Genomic DNA, 25,469 nt, shown 5'->3' on the forward strand with positions numbered 1-25,469 from the left:
GGCCCTGGCGCCGCGGCTGAGCCACGTGCACGCGCTGGAGGGGCTGCGCTGGGGGGCGGCGCGCGCGCTGATGGACGTGGTGGCGGGCGCCGGGCAGCCCTACGCCTGGGCGCTGCGCGACTCCTCGCCGGTGTGCCACCGCAACCATCTGGTGCGGCCGGGCGGGCGCGACTGCGGGGGGGCGGCGGTGGCCGAATGCCGGGGCTGTCTGGCGCGGGACGCGGACGGGTTCGAGGGGCCGGATCCGGGCGAGCGGCGGGCCACGTTCGGGCGGTTCCTGGGGGGGGCCACGCGGGTGTTTGCGCCGTCGGCCGACACGGCGGGCCGGATCGCGGGGGTGTACCGGGATCTGGCGATCACGGTGCGGCCGCACGCGGAGCCGGAGCGGGGGGTGCGGTCCACCGCGCTGCATAGGCCGGGACGCCTGCACCGCGTCGCCGTGCTCGGCGGAATCAGCATGCCCGAAGGCGGGCTGGTGCTGCAGGCCCTGGCGCTGGATGCGCGCGCGCGCGATCTGCCACTGCGGTTCACGATCGCGGGCTTCTGCGACCCGGCGCTGGAGGGCGGCCTCGAACGCGCCGGCGTCACCCAGACCGGCCGCTACTCCGCCGACGACCCGACCCTGGATCGGGAGGCCGAGGCGGCCTTTCAGATCGCCGAAGCCGGCCGGCATTGGGAGGACGACGAGATCCTCGATCTGGTCACGCACGTCGCGGCGGACCTGATCCTGCTGCCGTCGATCTGGCCGGAGACGTATTCCGACGCGCTGACGCTGGCGCTGCGCACCGGGCTTCCCGTGGCGGCCTTCGACCTCGGCGCCCCGGCCGACCGGCTGCGCACCGAGCCGGACGGCCACCGCCTGCCCTATGCCCTGGCCGACGATCCGTCCGCCTGCAACGACCGCCTGCTGGCGATCCCGCTACCGCCGCCGGGCCGCACCCGCACCACCATCCAGGCCGCCGCCTACGACGACCTGATGGGCGCCTATTACGGCCTCGCCCCCGAGCGGGCCGAGATCGGGTCCCCTCACGCAGCGGACACCGTATGACGGGACACGCCCCCATGACCGTGACTGAGAGCGATCATCGCGGCCGTGTCGATGTCGCCCACGGCCGGCCGGTCGCCGTCGTCGGGCCAGACGGGGCCGCGCAGACGGGCGAGGCCGGTCCCGGCCGCTGGCTTCAGATCGACCTCGGTCGGCGATTTCCGATTCGGGCCGTGGGCATCGAGGGCGGGACCGGTGCGCCTCCGATTCTTGCCCTGTCGGATGATGGGCAGGTCTGGCGGGAGCCGGCTATCGCGGAGAGCCGGGATACCGAGGTGGGGGCGCTCCTGTCCCTCGCCCCCGGGGAGGGCGCCTGGGCGCGCCATGTCCGCGTCGCCCACGATGCGGCCGCCGGGGGCAGCCTGCCGGCCCTGCGAATCCTGTGCGATCAGGCCGATTTCGACCTCATCACGTTCCGGCACCTGCTGGGCGTGCCCTTCGACATGATCGACGAGCGGCCCGGTGCAAACCCTTACGTCGCCTACCGCCTCGTCAGCGCCGAGCAGCCCCAGTCCCGCGCCCTGGTGGGGCTGGCGCTCCACGAGTGTGGCGCCTTCGGCAACTGCCTGATCCAGTGCCTGCTCGCCATCAGCATCGCCCGGAACCTGAACCTCAAAGTCATCAAGCTCCCGTCCATCGACCGGAGCGAGGTGATCGGTCTGACCGGCCCGCTGACCTGCGGCGGCCTCACCTTCATTCCGGGCTCCGAGCCCCTGCCGCCGGACGGCGCCTTCCTGTCGGGCATGTATTTCGACCTCGGGATCCAGCAGCTCGCCGGCGCGCTGGGTCCAGAGGAAACCCGGGAGATCGTGCGCAGCTGCATCCGGCCCCTGTTCAGCCGGCTGCCGCAGGACATCCCCGCCAAGCCCGACGACGAGCTGCTGATCCACATCCGCTCGGGGGACATCTTCAGCACCTGGGTGGCGCCGACCTACCCGCAGCCGCCCCTCGCCTTCTACCAGATGGTCATCCGGCGGCTGCTGGCGGAGGGCCGCATCACCCGGATCAAGATGGTCTTCGAGAACCGGCTCAACCCGGTGATCCCGGTCCTGGAAGCCTGGATCGCGGAACTGGGCGTGCCGCTGACCACGCAGAGCGGCACGCTCATCGACGACGTGGCGGCGCTGATGAACGGCCGCTACCTCGTCTTCGGGCTCGGCACCTTCGGACCCGGGGTCTGCCAGCTGTCCGAGCGGGTCGAGCAGGTCTTCTACTTCGCCTCCGGCTGGCCGCAGCACTTCAAGAGCATCCCGACCATCGGCCGGGTCGTCGAAGTGCTGGACGTGGCCGGCGGCTACACGAAGGTCGGGGAGTGGGACAACTCGCCCGAACGGCGCGCCCTGATGCTCGACTACCCGGCCGAGCACCTCGTCTTCGACGACGCCTGATCACGGCCGACCACGCCGCCTTGCCCAGGATGCCAAAACCGGGGACAAGCACCCCGCTCGTTCGCCGGGGGATACATATGGCCAGCGCCGACCAGCCATCGGAGACCCTGCAGGTCAATGCTTATCCGATGCACCGGGCCGAGGTGCTGATGCGGCTGCGGCGCCCGCTCCGGACGCGCCACACGACCCTCGTCAGCTTCGCCGCCAAGTATCACTACGTGGAGACCCAGCGCCGGCTGGCCGCCGCCGCCGCGGCGACGGGCGACTTCGACACGATCGAGAGCTGGTCGCCCGATCGCTTACGCGAGACGCCGTACTACCGAGCGCATCGCGAGATCCTCGACCGGTCCCGGGGTGCCGGAAACTGGGCGTGGAAGCCCTACATCATCGCGCAGGCCCTGGAACAGCGGCGCGACGGCGACTTCATCGTCTTCACCGATACCGGCATGCAGGCGATCGGCGACGATCCGATGCCGCCGGTGGCGCCGCTGCTGACGTGGCTCGCCGGCTCGGAGCGCCGGGTCGCGGTCGGCGTGCTGCACGGAAAGCCGCAGCGGGCCTGGACCAAGCGCGACTGCTTCGTGCTGATGGAGTGCGACTCGGAGCGCTACTGGGATGCCGACCAGATCCAGGCCACCTGGATCGCCTTCATGGTCAGCCCCACGACCCGTCACCTCGTCGCCGAGTGGCTGCGCTATGCCGGCGACGCCCGGGTCGTCACCGATATGCCGAACGCGATGGGCCTGCCCGACCTCGACGGCTTCATCGACCACCGCTTCGACCAGAGCATCCTGTCGAACCTGATCTACAAGCTCGACCTCGAGATCATTCCGCTGCGGCAGCCCTCGAAGCAGATCCGGACCCTGATCGAGGAACTGGAGACCGACACGCTGGTGGCGACGCGACCCTCCGCCAACATCGCGCTCGGCAAGAGCTGGACGGCGAGTTCCGCCTCACCCTGGTCGGGGACGACCGGGATCCACGGCGAACGCACCACCGGCGACCCGTCGTTCTTCTTCCACACCGCGCTGGAGCGCGACCCGTGGTTCGTCCTCGATCTCGGCGCCGTCATGCGCGTCTCGGAGATCCGGATCTACAACCGCTGGGGGCAGCTCAGCGAGCGGGCGCAGCTGATGCGGGTCTGGCTCGGCGAGACCGAGGACGCGTACCGGCTGGTCTTCGACGCCGTGGATGCGCATTGCCATCCCGGTCTGCCCCTACACCTGCGCTTCGACGGGGCTCAGCTGCGCTACCTGAAGATCGATCTCGACGAGGAGCAGCACCTGCACCTCGACGGGATCGAGATTTTTGCCGCCGGCGGTGCCGCGACCGAGAGCGCATGAGCGGCCCTGGTGTCGGATAAGCCTCTGTTCCCCCTCGGGCCGATCCTGTTCTTCGGCGACTCCCTGACCGCGGATCTGACCGCCGAGACGCCAAAGCTGTTCTCCGGTCCCCAGACGGTCGCCCGGGGGATCGCCGGCCAGTCCACCCGGGACATGGCACGGCGGCTGCGCTCCGACATCGCCCTCTACGGCGCGAAGGGTCTCCATCTGATCGGCGGCCGGGACGACATCCTCGCCCCCGGTCGCGCGGTCTCGCTGGACGGTATCGTGGCCGACCTCACCGCCATGCTGCGGGACGCGCGCGACCTCCATGTCCGGACCTGGGTCGGCGCGATCCCGCCGGTCGATCCGGCGGCGCCGGCAGCGGCCGGGCGCCCGGTCGCGCTCATCGGCGCGGTGAACGCGTGGCTGCGCGCGCACGCGGGCGACTACGGGGCGCTGTTCATCGATTACGAGGCCGTGCTGGCGGGCGAGACCGGGGCGCTCCGGCCCGCCTTCAGCGACGACGGCCTCCACCTCAACGCCGCCGGCAGCGCGGCGCTCCGGGCGGCCATGATGGCGGCACTCACCGCCCCGGGCGTCGAGCAGATCTGGGCGCCGCCGGAGACCGAGGATGCCGCGCGTCGGCGCAAGTTCCTGCACCATTTCGGCTATCTCGATTCGAACACGCGCTATCCGAGCCCGTTCATCCAGTTCGCCGGCAAGCCCGGCGCGAGCCATTACGGCGTCCCGTTCGACGCCGACGGCTTCCTCAACGCCACCCCGATCGTGGAGCGCAAGCCCGAGGGCGAGACCCGGATCCTGGTCGTCGGCGACTCGACCACGATCGATGGCGGCGACATCGCCAACACCCTGCCGGGGCGGATCGAGCGGATCCTCCGGGCGGACGGACTGCCTCGCGCGAAGGTCTACAACTTCGGGGTGATGTCGAGCTGCCTCACCCAGATGACCCACCTGATCTGGTCGCGTCTCGTTACCTACAGCCCCGACGCGATCGTCGTCCTCAGCGGCAGTACGGACCTGTTCCAGCCCTGGACCTACGATCCCCGGCCCGGCCACCCCTACAACGCGTTCATCACGCAGCGGCTCTACGACCATTTCTTCGACACGCACGACCCAAGGGCGCGGGAGGACGGCCTGTCCTACGAGGCGCTGATCACGCTGATCTACGAGGAGCTGAAGCGGCTGCGGGCGGAGGTGGGCTGGCAGAGCCCCGGCTGGGAGGACGCCATCGTCCACCACTACGAACGCGCCGCGCACCGCCTCACCAAGCTGTCCCACGATCACGCGGTGCCGATCGTGAGCGTCCTGCAGCCCACGGTCCTGCGCAAGCGCCATCTGACGGAGGTCGAGCGCGGCGTCGCCTCGGGGGCGTTCCTGGCCTATCTCGACCGCCAATACGCCAAGCTGGAGGCGTTCACGGCCGCGCTCGCGGCGCGGCGCCCCTACCGGCGGACCTTCACGGCCCTCGATGTCAGCGGGATTTTTCGCGACCGGGAGGAGGGGACGTTTTACGACATCGTCCACTACGACGATCCCGCCCGGGAGATCGTGGCGACGCGGCTGGCGGGCGAGATTCGCGGCGCCCTGGAGCGCGCCCGGGCGCGGTCGCCGTTCGCGCGAGTGAAGCGCCTCCTCGGCGGCCGGGAACGCTGAGGGGATTTGGTGAACGCCGAGACTTTATCGCGATCGACGTCAGGACCACTCAAACCGGTTCGTAGCGCTGCACCTTCGAGAAGTCCGCCGCGGCCTCCGCATGCGAGAGGTCGTGAGCGGTCTGAAGGTTGAGCCAGAACTGGGGTGTCGTCCCGAACCGGATGCCAAGGCGAAGCGCGGTGTCTGCGGTCACGCCGCGGCGCTCGCGGAGGATCTCGCTGAGCCTGTTGGCGGGGACATCGATCTCAGCCGCCAGGCGATTGGCACTCAGGCCGAGCGGCACCATGAACTCCTCGCGGAGAACCTCACCGGGATGCGTACGCAGGCGGGGCATGGATTTATCCTCTGTAGCAATCCACGATCTCGACGTTCTCGGGTCCGGTGTCGCCCCACGTGAAGCAGATGCGCCACTGGTCGTTGATGCGGATGCCCCCCTGTCCGTCTCGGTCTCCGCTCAGTTTCTCCAGCTGATTGCCGGGCGGTGATCGCAGGTCACCCAACGAGGCTGCGGCGTCGATCATGTCGAGCTTGCGCACGGCAGCAGCCTTGAAGGGGCGCCACTGCCGATGACATGAATCGTGGAGGTGGAGCGCCTCCGTCGCCTTGTCCGCGAAACTCTGGATCATCAACGTTCGATACGTTGTACGTATAACGTATCAATACTGACCGACAAGCGCAACCGCTCCAGACGGCTTTCCGTTCCTGGGATGCTGGCAGAGCCGCCGCCCTGACGCGGGCGGGATCGGATCAGCCCCGGTCGGCCGCCCGCTTCACCCGGTGCGTGAAGATCACCGACAGCCACGGCACCACCGCGTGCTCGACCTCGATCGAGAGCAGCACTTCGAGGTGGAGCGCGTAGGGCAGGGTGAAGCGGAAGCCGCAGCGGGCCTCGTCCATGGTGGTCGGCATGTCACCGAGCACCGCCGCGATCACGTCCGGCCGGTGGACATCCACCGGGATGCGCTGGATCTCGCCGTCGATGTCCGCAACGAGCGTCACCCTGGCGCGGCTCGCCGAGACGACCCAGCCGGACAGGACCACCTGACCGTCCTGGATCTCGGCCCAGACCCGGTCCTGGGGAGCTTCGAGATTGGCGCGGGCGAAGGAATCCGGCAGTTCCCCGTCGAGCGCCGCGATGGTGCAGCCGACCTCGTACTTCTCGAAGCCGCGCCCCTCGCCGAAAATCCCGGCGAACTGCTTCTGATACTGGGCGATCCGGGCGTTCTTGATCTCCTCCGGCAGGCCCGACCACTGGCCCTTCTCCTGAACCGTGTAGACCGACAGGATCTCGCGCAGGAACGCGATCCGGCCCTTGTCGGCGACGTAGAGGTTCATCAGCCAGTCGGCCGCCGCCGCGTTCTCGTAATAGGCCGCCGGCACCCGGCGCAGGGCCTCGGCGCGGTAGAAGCAGCAGGAGAAGTTGGCGGTCAGCGGGGAGTTGGCCAGGACCGGGAAGCTGATCGTGCCGGTCGGATAGCGGCCCTGCTCGTCGTGCGGCAGGTAGGAGCCGGTCGCCGGGTAGTGGAGCAGCACCCAGTTGAAGCACATGTCGAGCTTGCGATCGTTGCGCAGCATCCGCATCTGCAGGGCGATCTTGCGGTCGGACAGCCAGTAATCGTCGGCCTCGCAGAACGCGACGTAGCGGCCCGTGCAGGCCGAGAGGCAATCCTGCATGTTGCGCAGCATGCCGAGATTCTGCGGCCGGGGGCGGACCACGATCCGCTCCGGATCGCGCGCCCGGTAGGTCTCGACGATCCCGGCCGTCCCGTCGGTCGACTTGTCGTCGCCGATCACCACCTGCATCCGGAACAGGCCGCGCTGGCGCAGGATCGCGTCGAGGCAGCGGCCGATATCGGCGGCGTGGTTGTAGGCCGTGACGATGACGCTGACGGTGAGCTGCTCCAAGAGCCACGCGCGCAAAGCCTCCGGCTCGCCGGAGAGGTCGTCCGGCGCGTCGAGGCCCATATCGCTCAGGGCATCCCGGGCGATGTCGGGATTGGCCGTGATCAGCCGCCCGAGGCTCGGCACGTCCTCCTCGTCGAGATAGGCCTCGGCTAGCCGGCGGAAGATCGCCTTCTGCGACGCCGCGTAGCCCGACGCGTAGCGGCCGCCGAAATGCCCGCGCAGCTTGCGGAAGAACGCGATTTCGGCATTGCCGAGCTTCTTGTGCCGGGCGAGCTCGGTGGCGTAGGTCGCCCACATGCCGGCGGCGTGCTTGCGGTAGACCGCCATCACCGCGGGCAGGAAGCCGATGCGCCCGACCTCGGCGTGCATCAGGTGGACGTACCAGTCGCCGGGGGCGATGCCCTCGTCGAACACGAACGCCTCGGCGCCGTGATAGCGCCAGCGGTAGAGCACGCTGTTGGTCTGGACGAAGTTGTGGGCCACGATGTCGGACAGCGACGGCTGCGGGCTGCACTGCTTCGGGTAGATCTCCTCGACCCCCGGCATGTCCTCGTAGACGACGCGCACCGGATGGAAGCAGAGGGTGAATTCCGGGCGCGCCCGCAGGAAATCGACCTGCTTCTGGAGCTTGCGCGGATCGGTCCAGTAATCGTCGCCCTCGCAGATCGCCACGAACTCCCCGCGGGCGCGGGACGTGAGATCGGCGAAGTTCTTGTTGGGCCCGAGATTCTCGGGGCGCAGGACCGCCACGACGTTGGGATGGCGCGCGGCGTAGTCGGCGATGATCTCGGCGGTGCCGTCGCTCGACCGGTCGTCGCCGACCAGCAGTTCGAACGGGAAATCCGTCGCCTGCCCGAGGATGCTGTCCAGGGTCTGCCGGATGAACGAGGCCTGGTTGTAGGTGATGCACAGGACGGAGACGACCGGCCGGTTCCAGGCCGGCGCGGGCTGCGTCTCGGCCCGCGCCCGAACCCAGGCCGCGAAGGGATTGGCGAAGCTGCCGTCGAAGGTCTCGTCCGGCGGCGCCGTGAAGTCGGCCCGGGGTTGGCGCCCGAGGCGGGCGCCGTACTTCACGTAATGTTCGAGGGGCGACAGGTCGGTCAGGCCGACCTCGGGATAGCGGGTCGCGTACCAGATGTGATCGAACAGGCCGCTGGCATAGATCGTCGCGAAATCGTCCTGCCACGGCTCGAGCGCGGGTGCGGCCTCTCCTGCACCGTCCTGCATCAGTCAGATCCCTCGCAGATCGCTCGCACGCGCGTCAGCGCGCCGCCTCCCAGACCGGACCCTCAAAGGGTGCTGGGAAGGCGCCCTTCCTCGGAGCCGTGATTGTAATAGTGCTGCGTCGGGTCCGCGCCGGCATTCGCGACATCGTCGTTGCACGCGAGGTAGAACTGGCGGTCGAACAGCCCGGAGGTCTCGAGCCATTCGAGCATCGTCGCCTCCGGGACGACGGGGGCGCGATCGGGCGTGGCGGCGGCCGCCTCGCGATAGAGATGCGCGAACCGGGCGATCCGGGCCGCGACCTCCTTGGCGGCGGGGCGGCGCACCGAGGAGGCGACGACGCTCGATTGCTCGCCGGGGCGGCGGCGCTGGAGATCGGCCTCAGCCAGGCGGACCAGACGGGCGAGTTCGCCCTGCGCCTCCTTGAGCCTGGCTTGCGTCTCGGCGAGTTCGGCCCGCAGCGCTTCCACGTCCTCGCCCAAGGTCGGCTCCGTCTCGGCCACGACGTCCGACGAGCCGTGCGCGCACGGCCATGGGCAGGATCGGCCGGAACCCGGCGCGACAGAATGCCCCCTGTCGGGTGAGGCGGGGTGATACGATCGGCCTCCCGACCGGTCAACCCTGCGCCCGGGTCCGCAGCCGGACGCCAAACGCTGGCGCGGGGTCGAACACCGATGCGCTCGGGCGGTTCAGGCGGCCAATCGAACCCCGCCCTCGGCTTCGTCCCGGGCGACGGTCGACGATCCCGGGTATCTCAGCCGCCAACCGACGACCGTCAGCAGGACGGCCGGCACGAGGAGGATCAGCAGCAGGCCGACGATGCTGACATGGCCGACAACGCGACCGTAAAGGCCGCCGGTAATCCCGTAATACCAGGACGTGAGCGTCATGCCGACGACCGACGCCAGGAGAATGACCGGGATCTTGAACCAGAGCGGCAGAGCTTCCGGCGGGCGGGTCGCGGGCGGGCGGGTCTGGGCCTGGCCGGGACTCTGTTTCGCGAGGAGCGCTTCGACCTGCCTCTCGAAATCCGCCTGAGCCCCGCCCTGCGCCCGCGGGGGCAGGTCAGCCTCGAGGCCCTCGGTCAGGGGCCCCGGGATCGCTTCCTCGGCGGCGACCATCAGGCGCGCCTCGTGCCGGCGCATGAACAGCCACAGCGCGACCGCGCCGAGCAGCACGAAGGCCAGCAGCCCGAGGCCGACCGGCCCCATGACGTTCTCGATCGAGCGGCCGCAGAGATAGGCGCCGAAGCCCATGATCGACGCCCAGGCGACACCGCCCAGCGCGTTGAACGCGAAGAAGCGGCGCGCGTCGAGCTTGTTCACGCCGGCCAGCACCGCCGCGTAGGCCCGCAGCATCGCGGTGAAGCGACCGAAGAACACGATCTTCCCGCCGTGCCGGCGGAACAGGTACTGGCCGAGCTTGAGCCGCCCGTGATCGAGGCCGATCAGGTGACCCTTGCGCAGGAGCAGCGGCAGGCCCCAGCGGCGGCCGACCCAGTAGCCGGCATTGTCGCCCAGGATCGCGGCGATCGCGGCGATCGCCACCACCAGGGCGATGTTGATGTTGCCGGTGCTGCCGGCATAGGCGGCCGAGGTCAGCAGGACCGTCTCGCCGGGCAGGGGCAGCCCGGCGCTCTCCAGCGTGATGATGACGAAGATGGCGATGTAGCCGTAATGCGCGATCAGGTCGGTGATCGGCAGATCGTGAAGGAAGGACATGCGGTCTCCTCGCGGATCGGCGCGCGGATCGGAACGCCGCGCTGTCGCCGACAATCGTGGCCACTCCGGGGCGGGACGCGTCAGGTCTCGCGGTGCTGACCGGCGGCGTCCGCCAGATAGGCCCGCATCCACGCGATGGTGTCGACGAGCCCCGCGCGCAGCGCGACCCGCGGCTGCCAGCCGAGTTCGGACCGGACCAGCGCCGTGTCGAGGACGTTGGCGGGCACGTCCGCGGCCCGGCTCGGCTTGTACACGCAGGGCAGGCGGTCCCGCCCGAAGGCCGCTTCGAGCGCGGCGATGATTCGGTTGACGCTCAGGCCCACGCCGCTGCCGACGTTCAGGACCTTGTGCGGCCCGTCATAGGTCACGGCGGCCAGGAACGCGTCGCTGACATCGTCGATGTGGAGGAAGTCGCGCACGACCTCGCCGGTGCCCCAGACCTCCAGCGGCTGGTCGGTGAGGACGCGGTGGATGTAGCTCCCGATCAGCCCCTGATGCTTGGCGCCGAGCTGGAAGCGACCGTACGGGTTGGCGATCCGGAGGATCTGGTAATCGATCCCGTGGAGATGGCGGTACAATAAGAGCGCCTTCTCGATCATCAGCTTGCCGATGCCGTAGGCCGAGATCGGATCGGTCGGCGCCCGTTCCGGGATCGGGATGGCGCCCGGGACGCCGTAGATCGCGCCGCCGGAGGACGCAAACACGAGCTTCCGGATCCGGGCCGAGCGGCAGATCTCCAGCAGGTGCAGGGTGGCGATCGGCGTGGCCGCGAGCTCCGCCGACGGATCCCGGTTCGAGCTTTCCGGGATCGACCCGGCGATCAGGTGGAAGACGACGTCCTGGCAATCGACCGCGTTGGCGATGGCGAGGCGATCGGCGAACTGGCCCGTCACCCGGGCGACGCGCCGGTCGAGCAAAGCGGGCTGGGTGTGGCTCCGGCTGAAGCAGGTGACTTCGGCCCCCGCCTCCGCGAGGCGGTTGCACAGGTTCAGCCCGAGGAAGCCGCTGCCACCCAGCACGAGGCAGCGCAGCCCCGACAGGGCCGGTGGGGGATCGACCGGCCGCGTGCCCTGCGGAGTGTCGCTCATGGGTGGTGTTCGGCGCCGGATCGAGCCGTCTCGTGGACCGACGGGGCGTCCGCCGGCGGGCGGTCCGGCTCGGACGGATCCGTCTCGCGCACCGCGATCATGCGCTCGACCAGGGCCAGGACAGACTCCTGGAGCGCCTGCCGGGTCGGCTCCAGCGGCGCCTTCCCGTAGGCCCGGGTCGCCGCATAGGCGGACGCGTAGGCCGCGTCCCAGCCGGCGGCGAGGATCCGCGGACCGGCAGCCTCCAGATCCCCCCGGATGGCCGCCCAGGCGGCCTGGTGCGCCGCGTCCCAGGCCGCGGTCCGGACGGCGGCCCCCGTCTGCCGCAGGGTGAGATTCGCGACCTTCGCGCGCTTGCGGGCCTGCTCCAGAGGATCGCACCAGGCGGCGAGGTCGGCGCTATCGGTCAGCGCCGGCCGGTCGGCCAGCGCGTCGCCTTCCACGTTCAGCTTGGCGAGGCGGAACCACGCCGGCAGGTGGGTGCGGACGAGCCAATCGGCGATCATCGCGACCCGCCGGCGCTCCAGCGCCTCCGAACCGCGCGTGCCGACGAGGCGCGGGACGAGCGGCAGGATCAGGGCATCGCGTTCGTCCTGCGGCAGGCGATCACCCCAGGTTCGAAGGAAGGTGGCGAGGCTCGGCGACGCGCAGGCGGGCGAGTCCGAATGAGGCTCCCCGGCCACGTAGGCCACCGCCTCCAGGGCGCAGAGGCCGGCCCCCGGATCTGCGTGCGGCCCGGCCGCGAGCGTCCTGACGCGGGCGAGCCGGTCGGGATCGACGCGGGCGGGCGCGTCCGCCGGAGGGTGCCGGGGCGGCTTGGTATCGCGATCCGGCACCCGGATCGGCCGGTCGTCCGCGGACGGCGGCGGGAAGCCGGCCCGTACGCCCGTCGCGACCTCGTTTTCGAGGGCCGCCACCGCGGCTACGACCTTCGCGGGATCGACGCTGTAGCTCACGTGGAAGGCGTGCACGCCCGGCCGGTGGAGGGTTTGGCCGCGCAGGAACAGGATCCGGGCGCCGCCCACCTCGATGTAGCTGGCATAGCCCCGGAAGTTGAACGCCAATTCCTCGTGGATCAGGCCCAGGATCCGGCACTCCGGCCGGCAGAACAGCGCGTTGCTCAGGGCCGAGCTCGACGAGCCCATCACCAGGGCGGCGGAATGGAACGCCTCGACCTGTTCGAGGAACGACATCGTCTCCGGGTAGATCACCTCGAAGCCCAAGGGTGTCAGGCGTTCGGCGATCTCCGCCTCGTTGACGAGGGCGCGCTGGCTGAAGGCCTTGCGCGAGATGAACAGCCGCCGGTCGGTCCGGTCCGAGAGAACCCCGCGCGCCCGGGCGCTCGCGAGGATCCGTTCGCGGACAGCCGCGAAGATGTCGGCCGGCCAGATCGCGTCGTAGACCGGCCGCCCCGGCTTCATCTCGAACGGGAAGAAGGCGGGCGGCGGCGCCATCCCGAGGCGCCCGAAGGCGACGGGCCTCGGCGGCAGCTTGATCACCGGCCGGTCGCGGGTATCGAGCAGGCGCAGGATCTCCTCGTGCGAGGGGGGCATGTGGTCGTCGATGCAGAGCGGGATCCCGTCCGGGCAGCGCGGATCGTTGTAACAGAGCATCCGCGGCACGTACTCGCAGAACCAGTGGCCGTAATTCCGGCTCTGGAGGCCGAACATCATCAGCCCGGCCTCGATCCGGTGCGGATCCTCCGGCACCTCCACGAGGGCGCGCGTCCCGGCGAACGCGGCCATCATGATCTGATCGGGATTGACCCCGTCCTGCAGCAGGATGTCGGGCCGGCGCGGATGCGCGGCGAGGTCGTAGACCAGCGTGTCGCCCGCGATGACGACGTTGCTGCGCGGGAAGGCGTGGGCGCCGTCCAGGAAGGCGAGGTAGTGCGGCGGCATGTCGAGCTCGCCCGGCTCGGAGGTCAGGGCAGGGGGCCGCTCGAAGAAGCGGAGGTCGGGCGGCGCGATCCGGCGGCGCGGCCGCATTTCCGTGTAGGTGGCGCCCCCGCCCGCGGCCAGCGTCGCGGCGGTGACGATGTCGTAGGCGCGCAACGGTCCGGAACCGTAGACGTGGCGGGTCGGCTCGTGCAGGGCGATCGCATCCGCGTAGCGCCCCTCCGCCAGCAGGGCATCGATCTGCAGCCGGCGCAGGTTCCGGACCTTGGTGCTGAGGGCGAAGCCGTCCTCGGTGGTGACGCCGTCGTCGCCGCCGTTCAGTTCGTAGGCCAGCCGGTAGCATTGCACGCAGATTTCCGGCTCCTGCCCGCACTCGGCGATCCAGCCGAGCCGCAGCAGGGTGGAAAGACCTTCGCGAATGGCAGCGGGATCGCCCCCGGCGCGCAGTTCGGAGACGGCAGCGGTGGCCTCCGTGTAGCGGCCGCTTTCGCAGAGATCGCGCAGCCGCGCGCTGACGGCGGCCAGGGCCCAGCGCGCGCGCTCCTCGGGGGCGATCGAGCCGATCAGGTCGTAGGTATCGGCGACGGCGCCGAGCCTTTCCTCGCCCTCCAGCCGGAACGCGAGCGTCTCGAGGTGCCGCCGGACCCGGGCGATGTCCGGGTCGGCGTGATCTGCGATGGCGGCCTGCGCGCGCAGCCGCTTCAGCACATCCGCGGCGTTGTCGCGATTGATCGTCCGGATCAGGTCGATGAACGTTTCCGCCGGCCTCATATCCGTCTCAACCCTCCGCGCGCCCTCGCCCGCTGGCGCCCGATCGCGGCGCGCCGATGCCGGCGGTCTACTGGAACCTGGGCACCGTGACGAGGCATCGATCCAACGGCATCGCCCCTGGAGAGCCCGCGGAGACTCGTGTAGGGCAGGGCCCCGACAGCCAGGAAGGCCCAGGCAGGGGATCCCGCGCATGGACGTTCGCCCGGGCGGCAGACAGCCGCCAGCGCCGAGCCGGAGCCGATCGCGGCCCACGGCGCGATGACGGTCCGCCTCGTCCTGTACGGTGCCGGCGCCCTCGCCCGCGAGATCGTCGACGCCCTGGAGCGCCTGAACGCGCAGGGCTCATCGATCGCGCTGCAGGCGAGCATCGTCGATCCCGGCCTTGAGGCGCCGGAGACCTTCCGCGGCCGGCCGGTGGTCCGGGATGTCCGGGCCTTCGCGGGCGCCGACGATCTGCACTTCGTCGTCGCCCTCGGCGAGCCGGAGCCCCGGGCCCGGGCGGCCGCGCATCTGCGGGAGGCGATCGGCGCACGCTTCACCTCGATCATCGATCCCGGGGTGCTGATCGGTGGCAGCAGCCGGATCGGCGCGGGGGCGGTGATCCTCGGGCATTCCTCCGTGACGGCGGATGCGCGGCTGGGCGAGCACGTGCTGATCAATCCCGGCTGCACCGTGGCCCATGACGACGTGCTGGAGGATTTCGCCACGCTGAGCCCGGGCGTCCATCTGGCCGGGCATGTCCGGGTGGGGGAGGGCGCCTTCCTCGGCACGGGGGCCTGCGTGATCCCAAAAATCCGGATCGGCGCACGCGCCGTGGTCGGGGCCGGCGCCGTGGTGATCCGGAACGTGGCGCCGGGCCAGACCGTGTTCGGGAATCCGGCGCGGCCGTTGCGGCGCGTCTGACATTCGACACGGCTCTCAGTCCTGCCGGTTCGCTGTGTGTTGCGCGCGCCTCGGCCGCCGATGCTCTCCCTCATCGAGGGCGCGATCAGGACCATCCCGAACAATCACGTCATGGATGCTCATCAGATGGGTGCCCGCGGCAGCGAATGGATGGTCAGCAACGGGTTCTGCCAGCAGGGGCGAAAACAGGGGGCGCCGGGGATGGCCTGTGCCCCTCAGCCTCGACGCCGTTCCATGAGGGGGCCGGCCGGGTCGAAGGGCTGAGACGGCGGTGATCGCGCACCTGCGCGGGGGCCAGTGTCCGGCACCAGCTGCACAGCGCGGAGCTTCGCCTCGCAATAGGTGTGACCGAGCGCGGACGCGGGCATGGGACGGTCGAGTCCCTCCGATATTCGGCGTGGTCAAAGGTTGAGCGGCCGGCCATCCGGGCTGCAATCAAAGGATTAAATGACCAAACCGCCGGCTGTACGACCTTAATCAAGTCGAGCCGATCGAGATCGGCCATTAGCAAATTGTTAACCATATCATTGGGGTGATGGACCCAGCGAAATGGAGCATCCTGATGCGGCCGCAGCGTCGGTTACGGTCAGAATGCTCAGGCGCACGATGAAGCACATCCCCCTGTGCAGCGTGCTGACCTGAGGGTTGGGCATGGGTCAGAGCCGGCAAGTCCCCGAGTTGAGCGCCGCGCTTCGTCGCAGCGCGACCGCCTTCGCCGGGGTCGCGGGCATCAGCGGGCTGGTGAACCTGCTGACGTTGACAGGCTCGTTCTTCATGCTGGAGGTTTATGACCGGGCGATCCCGAGCCGCTCGATCCCGACCCTCGTGGGCCTGTGCATCCTGGCGCTGGTCCTGTTCATGGCCCAGGGCGCCCTCGAGGCTCTGCGGGCGCGCATCCTCGCCCGGATCGGCACGGCGCTCGACGCGGATATCGGCGCGCGGGTGTTCTACCTGAGCGTGCGGGCGCCCCTGTACGGGGTTCAGCCCGAGGAGGCCGGCCAGCCCCTGCGCGATCTCAACCAGATCCGCGCGTTCCTGAGCGGAACCGGACCCACCGCCCTGTTCGATCTGCCCTGGCTGCCGGCCTACATCGCGCTCTGCTTCCTGTTTCACCCGCTGATCGGCGCGGTCGCGATCGGCGGCGCGCTGCTCCTGGCCGGCCTGACCCTGCTGACCGACTGGACCACGCTGAGGCCGAGCCGCGCGGCATCCGAGCACGCGGCGCAGCGCCACGCGCTCTTCGAGGCCGCGCGGCGTAACGCCGAGGTCGTCGCCGCCATGGGGTTGCACGGTGCCCTGTGCCGCCGCTGGGAGGCGGCGCATCACGACCAGATCGACGCCCAGCAGAGGACCGCCGATATCGCGGGCGGCTTCAGCGCGATGTCGAAGGCCTGCCGGATGGCGCTGCAATCCGGCGTCCTGGCCCTGGGGGCGTGGCTCGTGATCAATGGCCAAGCGAGCGGCGGCAGCATCATTGCGGCATCGATCCTCGTAGCGCGCGCCCTGGCACCGGTGGAGCTGGCCATCGCCAACTGGAAGGGATTCGTGGCCGCCCGCCAGAGCTGGCGACGGCTGTCGCTCGCCCTGCACCAACTTCCCGCGGCCTCTCAGCCCCTGGCCTTGCCGGCACCCCGGGCGACGCTGTCGGTCGAGGCGGTCAGCATAATGCCGCCGGGCACGCACCTCGTCGCGGTGCAGGATGCGAGCTTCCGGCTCACGGCGGGCCAGGCCCTCGGGATCATCGGGCCCTCGGCCTCGGGCAAGTCGAGTCTGGTGCGGGCGCTGGTGCGCGTCTGGACGCCGCTGCGCGGCCGCGTGCGCCTCGACGGCGCGGCGCTCGACCAATGGTCGGCCGAGGACCTCGGACCGCATATCGGCTACCTGCCGCAGGAGACGGAACTGTTCGCCGGGACCGTGGCCGAGAACATCGCCCGCTTTCAGACCGATCCCAAGGCCCTGACGATCGTGGCGGCCGCCAAGGCAGCCGGGGTTCACGAGATGATCCTGCGCCTGCCGGAGGGCTACCAGACACGGCTCGGCGACAGGGGCGCCGGCCTCTCGGCCGGCCAGCGCCAGCGCGTCGGACTGGCCCGGGCGCTCTACGGCGATCCATTCCTGGTGGTGCTCGACGAGCCCAACGCCAATCTCGACTCCGAAGGCGAGGTCGCGCTGACGCACGCCATCCGCGGGATCCGGGCGCGGGGCGGGATCTGCGTGGTGGTGGCCCATCGCCCGAGTGCGCTGGCCGCGGTCGATCTCGTCCTCCTCCTGGCCGATGGCCGCATGCAGGCCTTCGGGACGAAGGAAGAGGTGCTCAGGCGCATCTCGCGTCCGGTCGACGTGGCGCGTCCCGTCGACGTGGCGCGCGCGGAACAACACCGGGAACAGCACCGAAAGAGCGCCTGACATGTCGGTCACCGCCTTCGCCCCCGGGCCCCTCGGTTCCGATCGTTCCACGGCGGCGCGACCGCGATCGCATCCGCGGGCTTCGATCCGCCGCCAGATGATCCTCGCGGGTGCGCTCTCCTGTGCGCTGGTGCCGGGCCTCGGCGGCTGGGCGGCGCTGACGTCGTTCGCCGGCGCCGTGATCGCCCCGGGCCGCCTCATGGTCGAGTCTGACGTCAAGAAGGTGCAGCATCCCAACGGGGGCGTTGTCGGAGAGCTGCTGGTCAAGGACGGCGACCGGGTTCGAGCCGGCGACATCCTGGTGCGCCTCGACGAGACGCAGATCCGGGCCGGCCTCGACATCACCCGCAAGGCGCTCGACGAACTCGCCGCGCGCCGGGCGCGGTGCGAGGCGGAGCGGGACGGCGCCGCCAGCGTGGTGTTTCCGAGCGACCTGCAGGCACGCCGCCGCACCAGTCCGGAGGTCGAGACGCTGCTCGACGGCGAGACCCGGTTGTTCTCCGCCCGGCTGGCCAGCCGGGAGGGGCAACGGGCGCAGCTCTCGGAACGCGCGGCGCAGCTCAAGGAGGAGATCGCCGGCCTGAGCCAGCAGGTGGCGTCGAAGGTCCGGGAGATCCGGCTGATCCAGGACGAGCTGAGCGGCCTGCGGGATCTCTACGCCAAGAGACTCGTGCCGCTGTCCCGGATGACCGTCCTTGAGCGGGACGCGGCGCGGCTGGAGGGCGAGCGGGGGCAGCTGACGGCCTCGATCGCATCGGCGCGGGGCAAGGTCGCGGAGACCACTCTGCAGAGCCTGCAGATCAATGCCGACATGCGAACCGAGGTCGGCAAGGACCTCGCGGACATTCGCGGCAAGTGGTCGGAACTGGTCGAGAAGCGGGCGGCGGCGGAGGATCAGGTCAAGCGGGTCGATCTGAGGGCGCCGCAGGACGGGATCGTGCACCAGATGAGCGTGCACACGGTGGGCGGGTTGGTGACGCCGTCCGAGCCGGTCATGCTGATCGTCCCGGACGCGGATCGCCTCACGGTCGAGGTCCACATCCAGCCCCAGGACATCGACAGCGTGCGGCAGGGGCAGAGCGCGGTCCTGCGTTTCCCCGCCTTCAACGTGCGCACGACACCGGAGATCGACGGCACCGTGACGCGCGTCTCCGCCGATGTGAGCAGCGATCCGAAGTCCGGTCAGAACTACTACACGGCGCGGATCGGGTTTTCAGGCGCGGAGCAGACGCGGCTGGGTACGGTCCGTCTGGTGCCGGGCATGCCGGTCGAGGCGCATCTGCAGATCGGCGAGCGCACGGTCCTGAGCTATCTCATCAAGCCGCTGACCGATCAGATCGCCAAGGCGTGGCGCGAGCGCTGAAGGCGGGCGGCGGACCGGATCGGGGACCCGCGTCCCGTCCGAAGCTGCGGGCCCCGCATCGCGCGCCCTCGGAGCCGGGCGCCTTCCGCGCTCATGTCGGGCCATGTATAGCGGGCCGCGTCACCCGAGCATGCGGATGAGCATGGTGGCGGCCGACAGTCAGGACGTGTTGCGACGATGATCCCCGTGCTCATTCCAAGCCTGCCGGAGACGGACGCGATCGTCCCGTATCTGCGCCGGATCGATCAAACCCGCATCTACAGCAACTACGGCCCGCTCTCCCGCGAATTCACGGCCAAGCTCTGCGGCTTCGTCTCGGAGCGCGCCGGCGGCGCGCCGGTCGCCGCGACGATGACCGGCAACGGCACCAGCGCCATCGAACTCGCCCTGCGCTACCGCATCGCCGGTCGGCGCGGCGGGCTCTGCCTGATGCCCGGCTACACCTTCATCGCCACCGCGCACGCGGCGGTGAATGTCGGCCTGGAGCCGTTCTTCGCCGATGTCGACCCCGAGACCCTGTCGCTGACGCCCGCCATCGCCGCGCGGGCGCTGTCGATGGCCGAAGGCGAGGTCGCCGCTGTGGTGGTGGTCAGCCCGTTCGGGGCACCGATCGACATTCCCGCCTGGGAGGCGTTCGAGGCGGCGCACGGGATCCCGGTCGTGTTCGATGCCGCCGCCGCCGCGCTGAACCTCACCCGGGTCGGCGCGCAGCCGGTCTGTGTGAGCCTGCACGCCACCAAGGCGCTCGGGATCGGGGAGGGGGGCGCGATCCTCACGACCGACACCGATCTGGTCGCGCAGACCACGGCGATGACCGGCTTCGGCTTCTCGGCGAGCAGCCGGGTCTCGGAGGTGCGCGGCGGCAATTTCCGGATCTCCGAATACGACGCGGCAATCGGCTTGGCGGCCTTCGACAGCCTCGAGGTACGCATCCGGGAGTTGCGGGAGGCCTCGCTCGCCTATCGCGAAGCCTTCGAGCGCATCGGCGTGCGCATGCAGCCCGGCTTCGGAACGGAGTGGCTGACCATGACGGTCAACGCGCTGTTCGAGCCCGAAACCGCCGAGGCGGTGACGGCGGCATTCGACGCGGCCGGCATCCAGTGGCGGCGCTGGTACGGGACCGGCTGCCAGGCGCATCCCGCCTTCGCGACCTGCCGGCATGACGGCCTCGCGCGGACCGCCTCCGTCGCCGCCGGCGCCATCGGGGTGCCGTTCTTCCCGGCGATCACCCGGGATCAGATCGGCGCGGTCTGTGCCTGCGTGGAACGGGCGCTGGCGGCGCGCTGACAGCTCGGGACGGCGCGGCGGATCGCGCGAAGGAACGGTCGGTATCGATGCGGGACGACTTTCGGCGAATCCTGACGCAGGCCAACCGGACGAACGGCGCCGCCACCCTCGACACGATCGAAGGCGCCCTGACGGCCCTGACGGAGGCGCGCGCCGAGACCGCCGCGCAGCACCTTGCGACCCTCGCGTTCCGGTATCAGGGCGAGGACAGCTTCGATCTGGCCGCCCGTGCCTACGGGCTCGCCGCCCAGGCCTCGCGCGTGCGGGCCGGGCAGTACCACCTCGCCGCCATCCGGACGGGCATCGTCGACCGGTGCCGGCGTCAGGCCTTCGACGGCGTCGAGGATCTCCTGGAGGCGCTGCGGCAGGCCAAGGCGGCCATCGGAGACCGTGGGCAGGACGACCCGTCGCTGGTCCAGATCGCCTGGGACTACGAACTTGCCGGGGAAGCCGAGGGCGCGGTGCGCTGCTACCTGCTGGCGCGGATCGCGCGGGACAGCTTGGGCGGACGTCCGCTCACGGTCGACGGCGACACGCTGGAACGCAAGATCCGGAACCTGCGCAGCCTGCAGATGACCGCCCTCGCCGAGGCCGGCCGTCACGCGGAGGCGCAGGCGCTGCACGAGCGGACGCGCGGGCCCCTCGGGCTCGGACCCGTGCGGATCTACGACATCATGTCCGCCCGCCAGGCCGCCGCGCAAGGGGAGGGCGATTATCGCGAGCTGGTGCCCGCCCGCCGGATCGCGGAACCGGAGATCCGCTTCCTCGAAGGCCCGGTGGCGCTGACCTCCGTCTGCGGCACCCTGGACGCCCCGCCGCAATACGTCGCCCGGTTCAGGGACTGCCTGACCTTTCCGCGCAGCAACATCGTGCTCCAGGGCAGCCGCCTGATCTACGACCTCGCCGCGCACCCCGACAGCGGCATCGCCGACATCAAGGACGGCAAGAACACCGACCAGATCATGACGGCCGTCTACGGGGCCGGGCGCGCCCTGGTGGAGGAGCCAGCCGAGGTGCGGAGCCTCGAATCCGGCCTGATGATGTTCGGGCTCCAGAGCAAGAATTACGGCCACTGGCTGCTGGAATTCGTGCCGCGCATGCTGTGGTTCAACGACCCCGCCTGCCCGGCAGGCTTCCCGATCTGCATCGACGATCACATGCCGGCGACGCATCGACAGATCGTGGAGCTGCTCGACACGCGCGGGCGGCCGATCCTCCCGCTTCCGGCGCAGGCGGTCCGCTTCAAGGAACTTGGGGTCGCCCCGGTCCCGACTTTCTTCCCGTTCGACGCTCGGCCGGACGTGCCGGTCTACGATTCGGTCTGGCCGAAGGACATTCTCGGCGCGATGCGGCGCGCCGTGCTCGACAGGCTCATGGCGCGGGGGGTGGACCTGCGGCCCACCGGGCGGCGGATCGTCCTGTCGCGGAAGGGCTTCACGCAGCGCCAGCTCGTCAACGAGGCCGAGATCATCAACGCCCTGGCGCGCTATGGATTCGAAGTCGTGTACCCGGAAAAGCTCTCCTTCGTCGAGCAGATCGCCCTCTACCATTCGGCCGACGTGATCGTGGGCTCCGCGAGTTCGGCCATGACGAACACCATCTTCTGCAACGACAGGGCGCGCGTCGTCGCGCTGATCCACGAAAACCGGTCGTTCAATTTCCGTGGCTACACCAGCATGATCGGTTCGAGCGGAGCAGAGGTCCTCTACATCCGGGGCACGACGGTGCCCGGCGAGAAGACCCATCCGTTCCACGCCAATTACACGGTCACGACGCAGCAGGTGTTGCGCGGCCTTGAGCGCATCGGCGTCGGCCCGTAGCGGTCGGGGACGGGGCGACATGCGGCCGACGGCGACCTTCCTCGACCTCGTCCGGTCGATCGACAGCGGCAACGCAGCGGCGCAGCTGGAGAGGCTGGCCGCCCTGCTCACCGCGGAACCTCCGTCGGGACCGCAGGCGGCTACGACCCTGCGGCACCTCGAAGCCCTCGGCTTCCGGCTCGAAGGCGGCGGCCAGTTCGGCGATGCGGCGCGCGCCTACGAACTCGCCACCGCGATCGACCCCCACGATCCTTCGCGCTGGCGCCAGGTCGCCGACGTGGCGCGCCTGCGCGACTTCATCGGCCATGAACGCTGGGACGACGCGTCGGCGTTTGTCGTGGAGCTTCGGAGGCGGGACAAGAACTCGGCCGTCCTTCAGGAGGTGGCCCGGCGGCTGCTGCAGCTCGGCTGGGAGCACGAGTGCCGCGGCCGGGCGGAGCCGGCCGTCCAATGCTACCGCCTCGCCTACGACCTCAACGGCGGCGATGCCGGCCTCGCAACGGTAGACGGCGACAGCCTCAGCCGAAAAATCCGGAACCTGCGCATCCTGCAGATGAACGCCCTGGCGGAGGCGGACCGGCACGAGGAGGCCGTGGTTCTGCACGAAAGCACCCGGTCGATCGTCGGCCTCGGCCCGGTCGGCATCTACGAGATCGTCTCGGCCCGACAGGACGCCGCGGAGGGGCACGGGCGCTATCACGAGATGCGGCCCGGCCGCAGGATCGCCGACCCCGCGGTGACGTTCCTCGATGGCCCGATCCCGCTGACCTCCCAGCCGGGGACCCCCGACGCGCCGCCACAATACGTGGCGTTCTTCCAGAACTGCCTGACCTTCCCCCGCAGCAACGTCGTGCTCCGCGGGGAGCATCTGATCTACGACCTCGCGGCCCATCCGCTCAGCGGGGTCGCCGACATCAAGGACGGGGTCAATCCAGGTCAGATCATGACGGCCGTCTGGGGGCCCGGACGCGCTCTGGTCGAGGCGCCATCGGAGATTTGCGAGATCGACGCTGGCCTGATGCTGTTCGGGCTCCAGAGCCGTCAGTACGGCCACTGGCTGCTCGAATTCGTCCCCCGCATGCTGTGCTTCAACGATCCCGCCTGCCCCTCGGGATTACCGATCTGCGTCGATGACGGCATGCCGGAGACGCACCGCCAGATCATCGCCCTGATGGACAGCCGCGACCGGCCGATCGTGACGCTGCCGCCGGTCGCGACGCGGTTCCGCGAACTCGGCCTCGCGCCCGTACCGGCCTTCTTCCCGTTCGATACCCGGCCCGGGCTTCCGATCTACGACGCGATCTGGCCCCAGGACATCCTCGCCGCCGTACGGGACAGGATCCTCGCGCGGCTCGCCGCCGATGGGGTCGACCTCCGGCGAACCGGGCGGCGCATCATCCTGTCCCGGCGGGGGTTCACGCAGCGCCAGCTCGTCAACGAGGCGGAGATCGTCGAGACGTTGCAGCCCCACGGGTTCGAGGTCGTCCAGCCCGAATTGCTCACCTTCGCCGAGCAGGTGCAGATGTACCACGCCGCCGACATCATCGTCGGGTCGGCGAGCTCCGCCCTGATCAACTGCATCTTCTGCCGGCCGGGCGCCCGGGTCGTGGCCCTCGCCCACGAGAGCCCGGAATTCTACTTCCGGGGCTTTACCAGCTTCGTCGAGTCCAGCGGCGCGCGCCTGCTGTTCGTGCGCGGAACGACGCTGCAGGCGGAGGGTGTCCATCCGATGCATGCGAACTATCGGGTGCCGCCGGCGACGATGCGGCGAGCCCTGGAGGCGGTGACGGTCACCCCATGATCTGGATTCGGCGCCTCAGCCGGAGGCCGGACTTCCCGCCCCCGCGTACACCTTATGGATGGGCAGGACGCAGAAATCGTCCTCGACGGCGAGCGTCTTCATCGATCCGGACGGGGTGGCGATATGCATCAGCAGGCGCAGGAACTCCTATGGCCCTCCCGGGGCGATGTCGGCTCGCAGCAGAGGAAACCCGAACGCGCCAAGTCCGTCACCAAACCACCTGACCGCGAAGCCCTCCCAGAAACACTCAAGGTTGCCGCACGCGCCGAGAGGTCGCGCATCCGGCAGCTAGCTCGTCGGCCATCTGAGTGAGTGAATGTATGCTACTGAGGCGTGAAAAGTGCTGAGACGCTATTCGCATTGTCACCCGCCCCCAAGTTAACTATAGCTTAATATTTAGGTGTATACGGTCGATCAAATTCTAAACTCAGATCAAAACCAAATTCGTTATGGCTCAGCACGCAGCTATCCGAACGTCCGATCTGATCAGCCCTCTCGGTGGTGATACGCATATCAATCAAACCGACGGGCACCACCTTAATGCCGCAAGTAAACCGTCTGCGCTACAGTATCTTGACCTCGATCAAGTCCGAGGTGCGGCACTAACCCCCATTTCTGATGCCGTTGGTCCATTGCACCTTGTCACCGCCGCTGATGGGGGCATGAATGATTAATTTGTCGGGCTATAAGCTGACGTTTGACGACGAGTTCAACACACGCAGCATCTCCCAAGCAGCGGGCAGTACGACGTGGGGCGACATCCGCTCGCAATGGCGCTACGACGCCAACTCTGACATTGGGTTCGGACATTCCTCGTTCGTCGACCCCGCTTCGGGCTACGATCCCTTCAAGGTCTCAGGTGGTGCGCTGACCATCACCGCTGTGCCCGACAAGACCGCCTCGGGTTATCCCGGAAGTTGGGAGTCGGGGCTGATCACTACACAGGGCAACTTCTCGCAGACCTATGGGTACTTCGAGGTACGCGCTGACTTCTCCAACATGCCGGGCGCATGGGATGCTTTCTGGTTGCTGCCCGACAAGCCGGCGGCCAATCCCAACAACCTGCCGGGCTGGCAGGAACTCGACATCGTCGAGCACTACGGAGACAACGACAAGGGCGTCTATAGCACGATCCACACGACGGATCAGACCCCGGACATCCCCTGGCAGCAGAACCGGCAGGTCTACAGCGAGCTTGCGAACGCATCCGGCTATCACACCTACGGGATGGATTGGGAAAAGGACACGATAAGCTTCTACGTCGATGGCAAGTTCGTCGGTTCGCAGGCGACGCCGAGCGACATGACCGGCCCGATGTATCTCGTGGCCAATCTCGCCACCCAGAGTGGGGCGGACGCAGCGGCCAAGCCGATCTCCTCGTCGATTGATTACATCCGCGCCTACTCCAACAGCTCGAACGCAGTAGCGGTCACCCAAGGCACCGTGTCGGCTCCTGACGGCGCCGATCCGGGGCTCTACGGCGCAACCAGCGCAAACTTTTCCGCACCGGTTTCGGCGCCCACGTCGACGAGCATCGGGACCGGGTCGGACCAGTTGCTCCTGCACATCAGCGAGGATGCCTATCTGGGCGATGCGCAGTACACCATCTCGGTGGACGGCACGCAGGTCGGCGGCGTCGTGACCGCCTACGCATCCCACGCGGGCGGGCAATCGGACGCGAGCACGGTGAACGGCGACTGGGCCTCGTGCAGCCACACCGTCGCGGTCAACTTCCTCAACGACGACTCGGGCGGCACCGCCAGCCTGGATCGCAACCTCTACGTCTACAGCGCCACCTACACTGTGGCGTCCGTCGCCACCGCGGACTTCACCAGGCTGACCCAGGGCTC

At 69.5% G+C, this 25,469-nt stretch carries 16 protein-coding genes and 2 pseudogenes; 11 read left to right on the forward strand and 7 right to left on the reverse strand.

Annotation, left to right across the window (positions count from 1 at the left end; all coding sequences use genetic code 11):
- The 4 genes and pseudogenes from MKK88_RS15030 to MKK88_RS15045 form a co-directional block, all read left to right on the forward strand.
- A pseudogene (locus MKK88_RS15030) lies at nucleotides 1-1,048 on the forward strand (glycosyl transferase); the annotation flags it as partial.
- 14 nt (nucleotides 1,049-1,062) lie between these two features.
- Complete coding sequence (locus MKK88_RS15035; RefSeq protein WP_244001005.1) at nucleotides 1,063-2,433, forward strand: discoidin domain-containing protein; 1,371 nt, start codon at nucleotides 1,063-1,065, stop codon at nucleotides 2,431-2,433.
- Nucleotides 2,434-2,510: 77 nt separating this feature from the next.
- The gene (locus MKK88_RS15040; protein WP_244001007.1) at nucleotides 2,511-3,776 is read left to right on the forward strand and encodes a hypothetical protein; all 1,266 of its coding nucleotides are present in this window, start codon (nucleotides 2,511-2,513) and stop codon (nucleotides 3,774-3,776) included.
- Nucleotides 3,777-3,785: 9 nt separating this feature from the next.
- A complete protein-coding gene (locus MKK88_RS15045; RefSeq protein WP_244001009.1) occupies nucleotides 3,786-5,432 on the forward strand; it encodes a GDSL-type esterase/lipase family protein in 1,647 nt (548 codons plus the stop codon).
- A gap of 49 nt (nucleotides 5,433-5,481) precedes the next feature.
- Here MKK88_RS15045 and MKK88_RS15050 read toward each other — a convergent pair whose 3' ends face one another.
- The 7 genes and pseudogenes from MKK88_RS15050 to MKK88_RS15080 form a co-directional block, all read right to left on the reverse strand.
- Nucleotides 5,482-5,766 (reverse strand): HigA family addiction module antitoxin, encoded by a 285-nt coding sequence (locus MKK88_RS15050; protein WP_244001011.1) that lies wholly within the window; start codon nucleotides 5,764-5,766, stop codon nucleotides 5,482-5,484.
- Between the two features lie 4 nt (nucleotides 5,767-5,770).
- Nucleotides 5,771-6,058 (reverse strand): type II toxin-antitoxin system RelE/ParE family toxin, encoded by a 288-nt coding sequence (locus MKK88_RS15055; RefSeq protein WP_244001013.1) that lies wholly within the window; start codon nucleotides 6,056-6,058, stop codon nucleotides 5,771-5,773.
- A gap of 121 nt (nucleotides 6,059-6,179) precedes the next feature.
- Nucleotides 6,180-8,564: a glycosyltransferase family 2 protein gene (locus MKK88_RS15060; protein WP_244001014.1), complete on the reverse strand. Its 2,385-nt coding sequence runs from the start codon at nucleotides 8,562-8,564 to the stop codon at nucleotides 6,180-6,182.
- Nucleotides 8,565-8,626: 62 nt separating this feature from the next.
- The gene (locus MKK88_RS15065; RefSeq protein WP_244001016.1) at nucleotides 8,627-9,064 is read right to left on the reverse strand and encodes a hypothetical protein; all 438 of its coding nucleotides are present in this window, start codon (nucleotides 9,062-9,064) and stop codon (nucleotides 8,627-8,629) included.
- A 579-nt stretch (nucleotides 9,065-9,643) separates the two neighbouring features.
- Nucleotides 9,644-10,282: pseudogene (locus MKK88_RS15070) on the reverse strand (DedA family protein); the annotation flags it as partial.
- Between the two features lie 80 nt (nucleotides 10,283-10,362).
- On the reverse strand, nucleotides 10,363-11,370 hold the full coding sequence (locus MKK88_RS15075) for an NAD-dependent epimerase/dehydratase family protein (protein WP_244001018.1): 1,008 nt from the start codon (nucleotides 11,368-11,370) through the stop codon (nucleotides 10,363-10,365).
- A complete protein-coding gene (locus MKK88_RS15080) occupies nucleotides 11,367-14,039 on the reverse strand; it encodes a glycosyltransferase family 61 protein (RefSeq protein WP_244001020.1) in 2,673 nt (890 codons plus the stop codon). Before MKK88_RS15080 ends, MKK88_RS15075 begins: the two co-directional genes overlap by 4 nt.
- Before the next feature lie 258 nt (nucleotides 14,040-14,297).
- On the opposite strand from MKK88_RS15080, the gene MKK88_RS15085 reads away from it, so the two are divergent.
- The 7 genes from MKK88_RS15085 to MKK88_RS15115 form a co-directional block, all read left to right on the forward strand.
- On the forward strand, nucleotides 14,298-14,942 hold the full coding sequence (locus tag MKK88_RS15085; protein ID WP_244001022.1) for an acetyltransferase: 645 nt from the start codon (nucleotides 14,298-14,300) through the stop codon (nucleotides 14,940-14,942).
- A gap of 651 nt (nucleotides 14,943-15,593) precedes the next feature.
- Nucleotides 15,594-17,348 (forward strand): type I secretion system permease/ATPase, encoded by a 1,755-nt coding sequence (locus tag MKK88_RS15090; protein ID WP_244001024.1) that lies wholly within the window; start codon nucleotides 15,594-15,596, stop codon nucleotides 17,346-17,348.
- 97 nt (nucleotides 17,349-17,445) lie between these two features.
- Nucleotides 17,446-18,711, forward strand: coding sequence for an HlyD family type I secretion periplasmic adaptor subunit (locus MKK88_RS15095; RefSeq protein WP_244001026.1), 1,266 nt, complete (start codon nucleotides 17,446-17,448; stop codon nucleotides 18,709-18,711).
- 177 nt (nucleotides 18,712-18,888) lie between these two features.
- Nucleotides 18,889-19,998 carry a DegT/DnrJ/EryC1/StrS family aminotransferase gene (locus tag MKK88_RS15100; protein ID WP_244001027.1) on the forward strand — a complete coding sequence of 370 codons (1,110 nt, stop codon included), beginning with the start codon at nucleotides 18,889-18,891 and terminating at the stop codon, nucleotides 19,996-19,998.
- Nucleotides 19,999-20,045: 47 nt separating this feature from the next.
- On the forward strand, nucleotides 20,046-21,818 hold the full coding sequence (locus MKK88_RS15105; RefSeq protein ID WP_244001029.1) for a glycosyltransferase family 61 protein: 1,773 nt from the start codon (nucleotides 20,046-20,048) through the stop codon (nucleotides 21,816-21,818).
- Between the two features lie 19 nt (nucleotides 21,819-21,837).
- Nucleotides 21,838-23,619 carry a glycosyltransferase family 61 protein gene (locus tag MKK88_RS15110; RefSeq protein WP_244001031.1) on the forward strand — a complete coding sequence of 594 codons (1,782 nt, stop codon included), beginning with the start codon at nucleotides 21,838-21,840 and terminating at the stop codon, nucleotides 23,617-23,619.
- Nucleotides 23,620-24,285: 666 nt separating this feature from the next.
- On the forward strand, nucleotides 24,286-25,469 hold a 1,184-nt coding region (locus MKK88_RS15115), incomplete at its 3' end, for a family 16 glycosylhydrolase (RefSeq protein ID WP_244001033.1).

Source organism: Methylobacterium sp. E-005, from assembly GCF_022829725.1.
Lineage (GTDB): Bacteria > Pseudomonadota > Alphaproteobacteria > Rhizobiales > Beijerinckiaceae > Methylobacterium.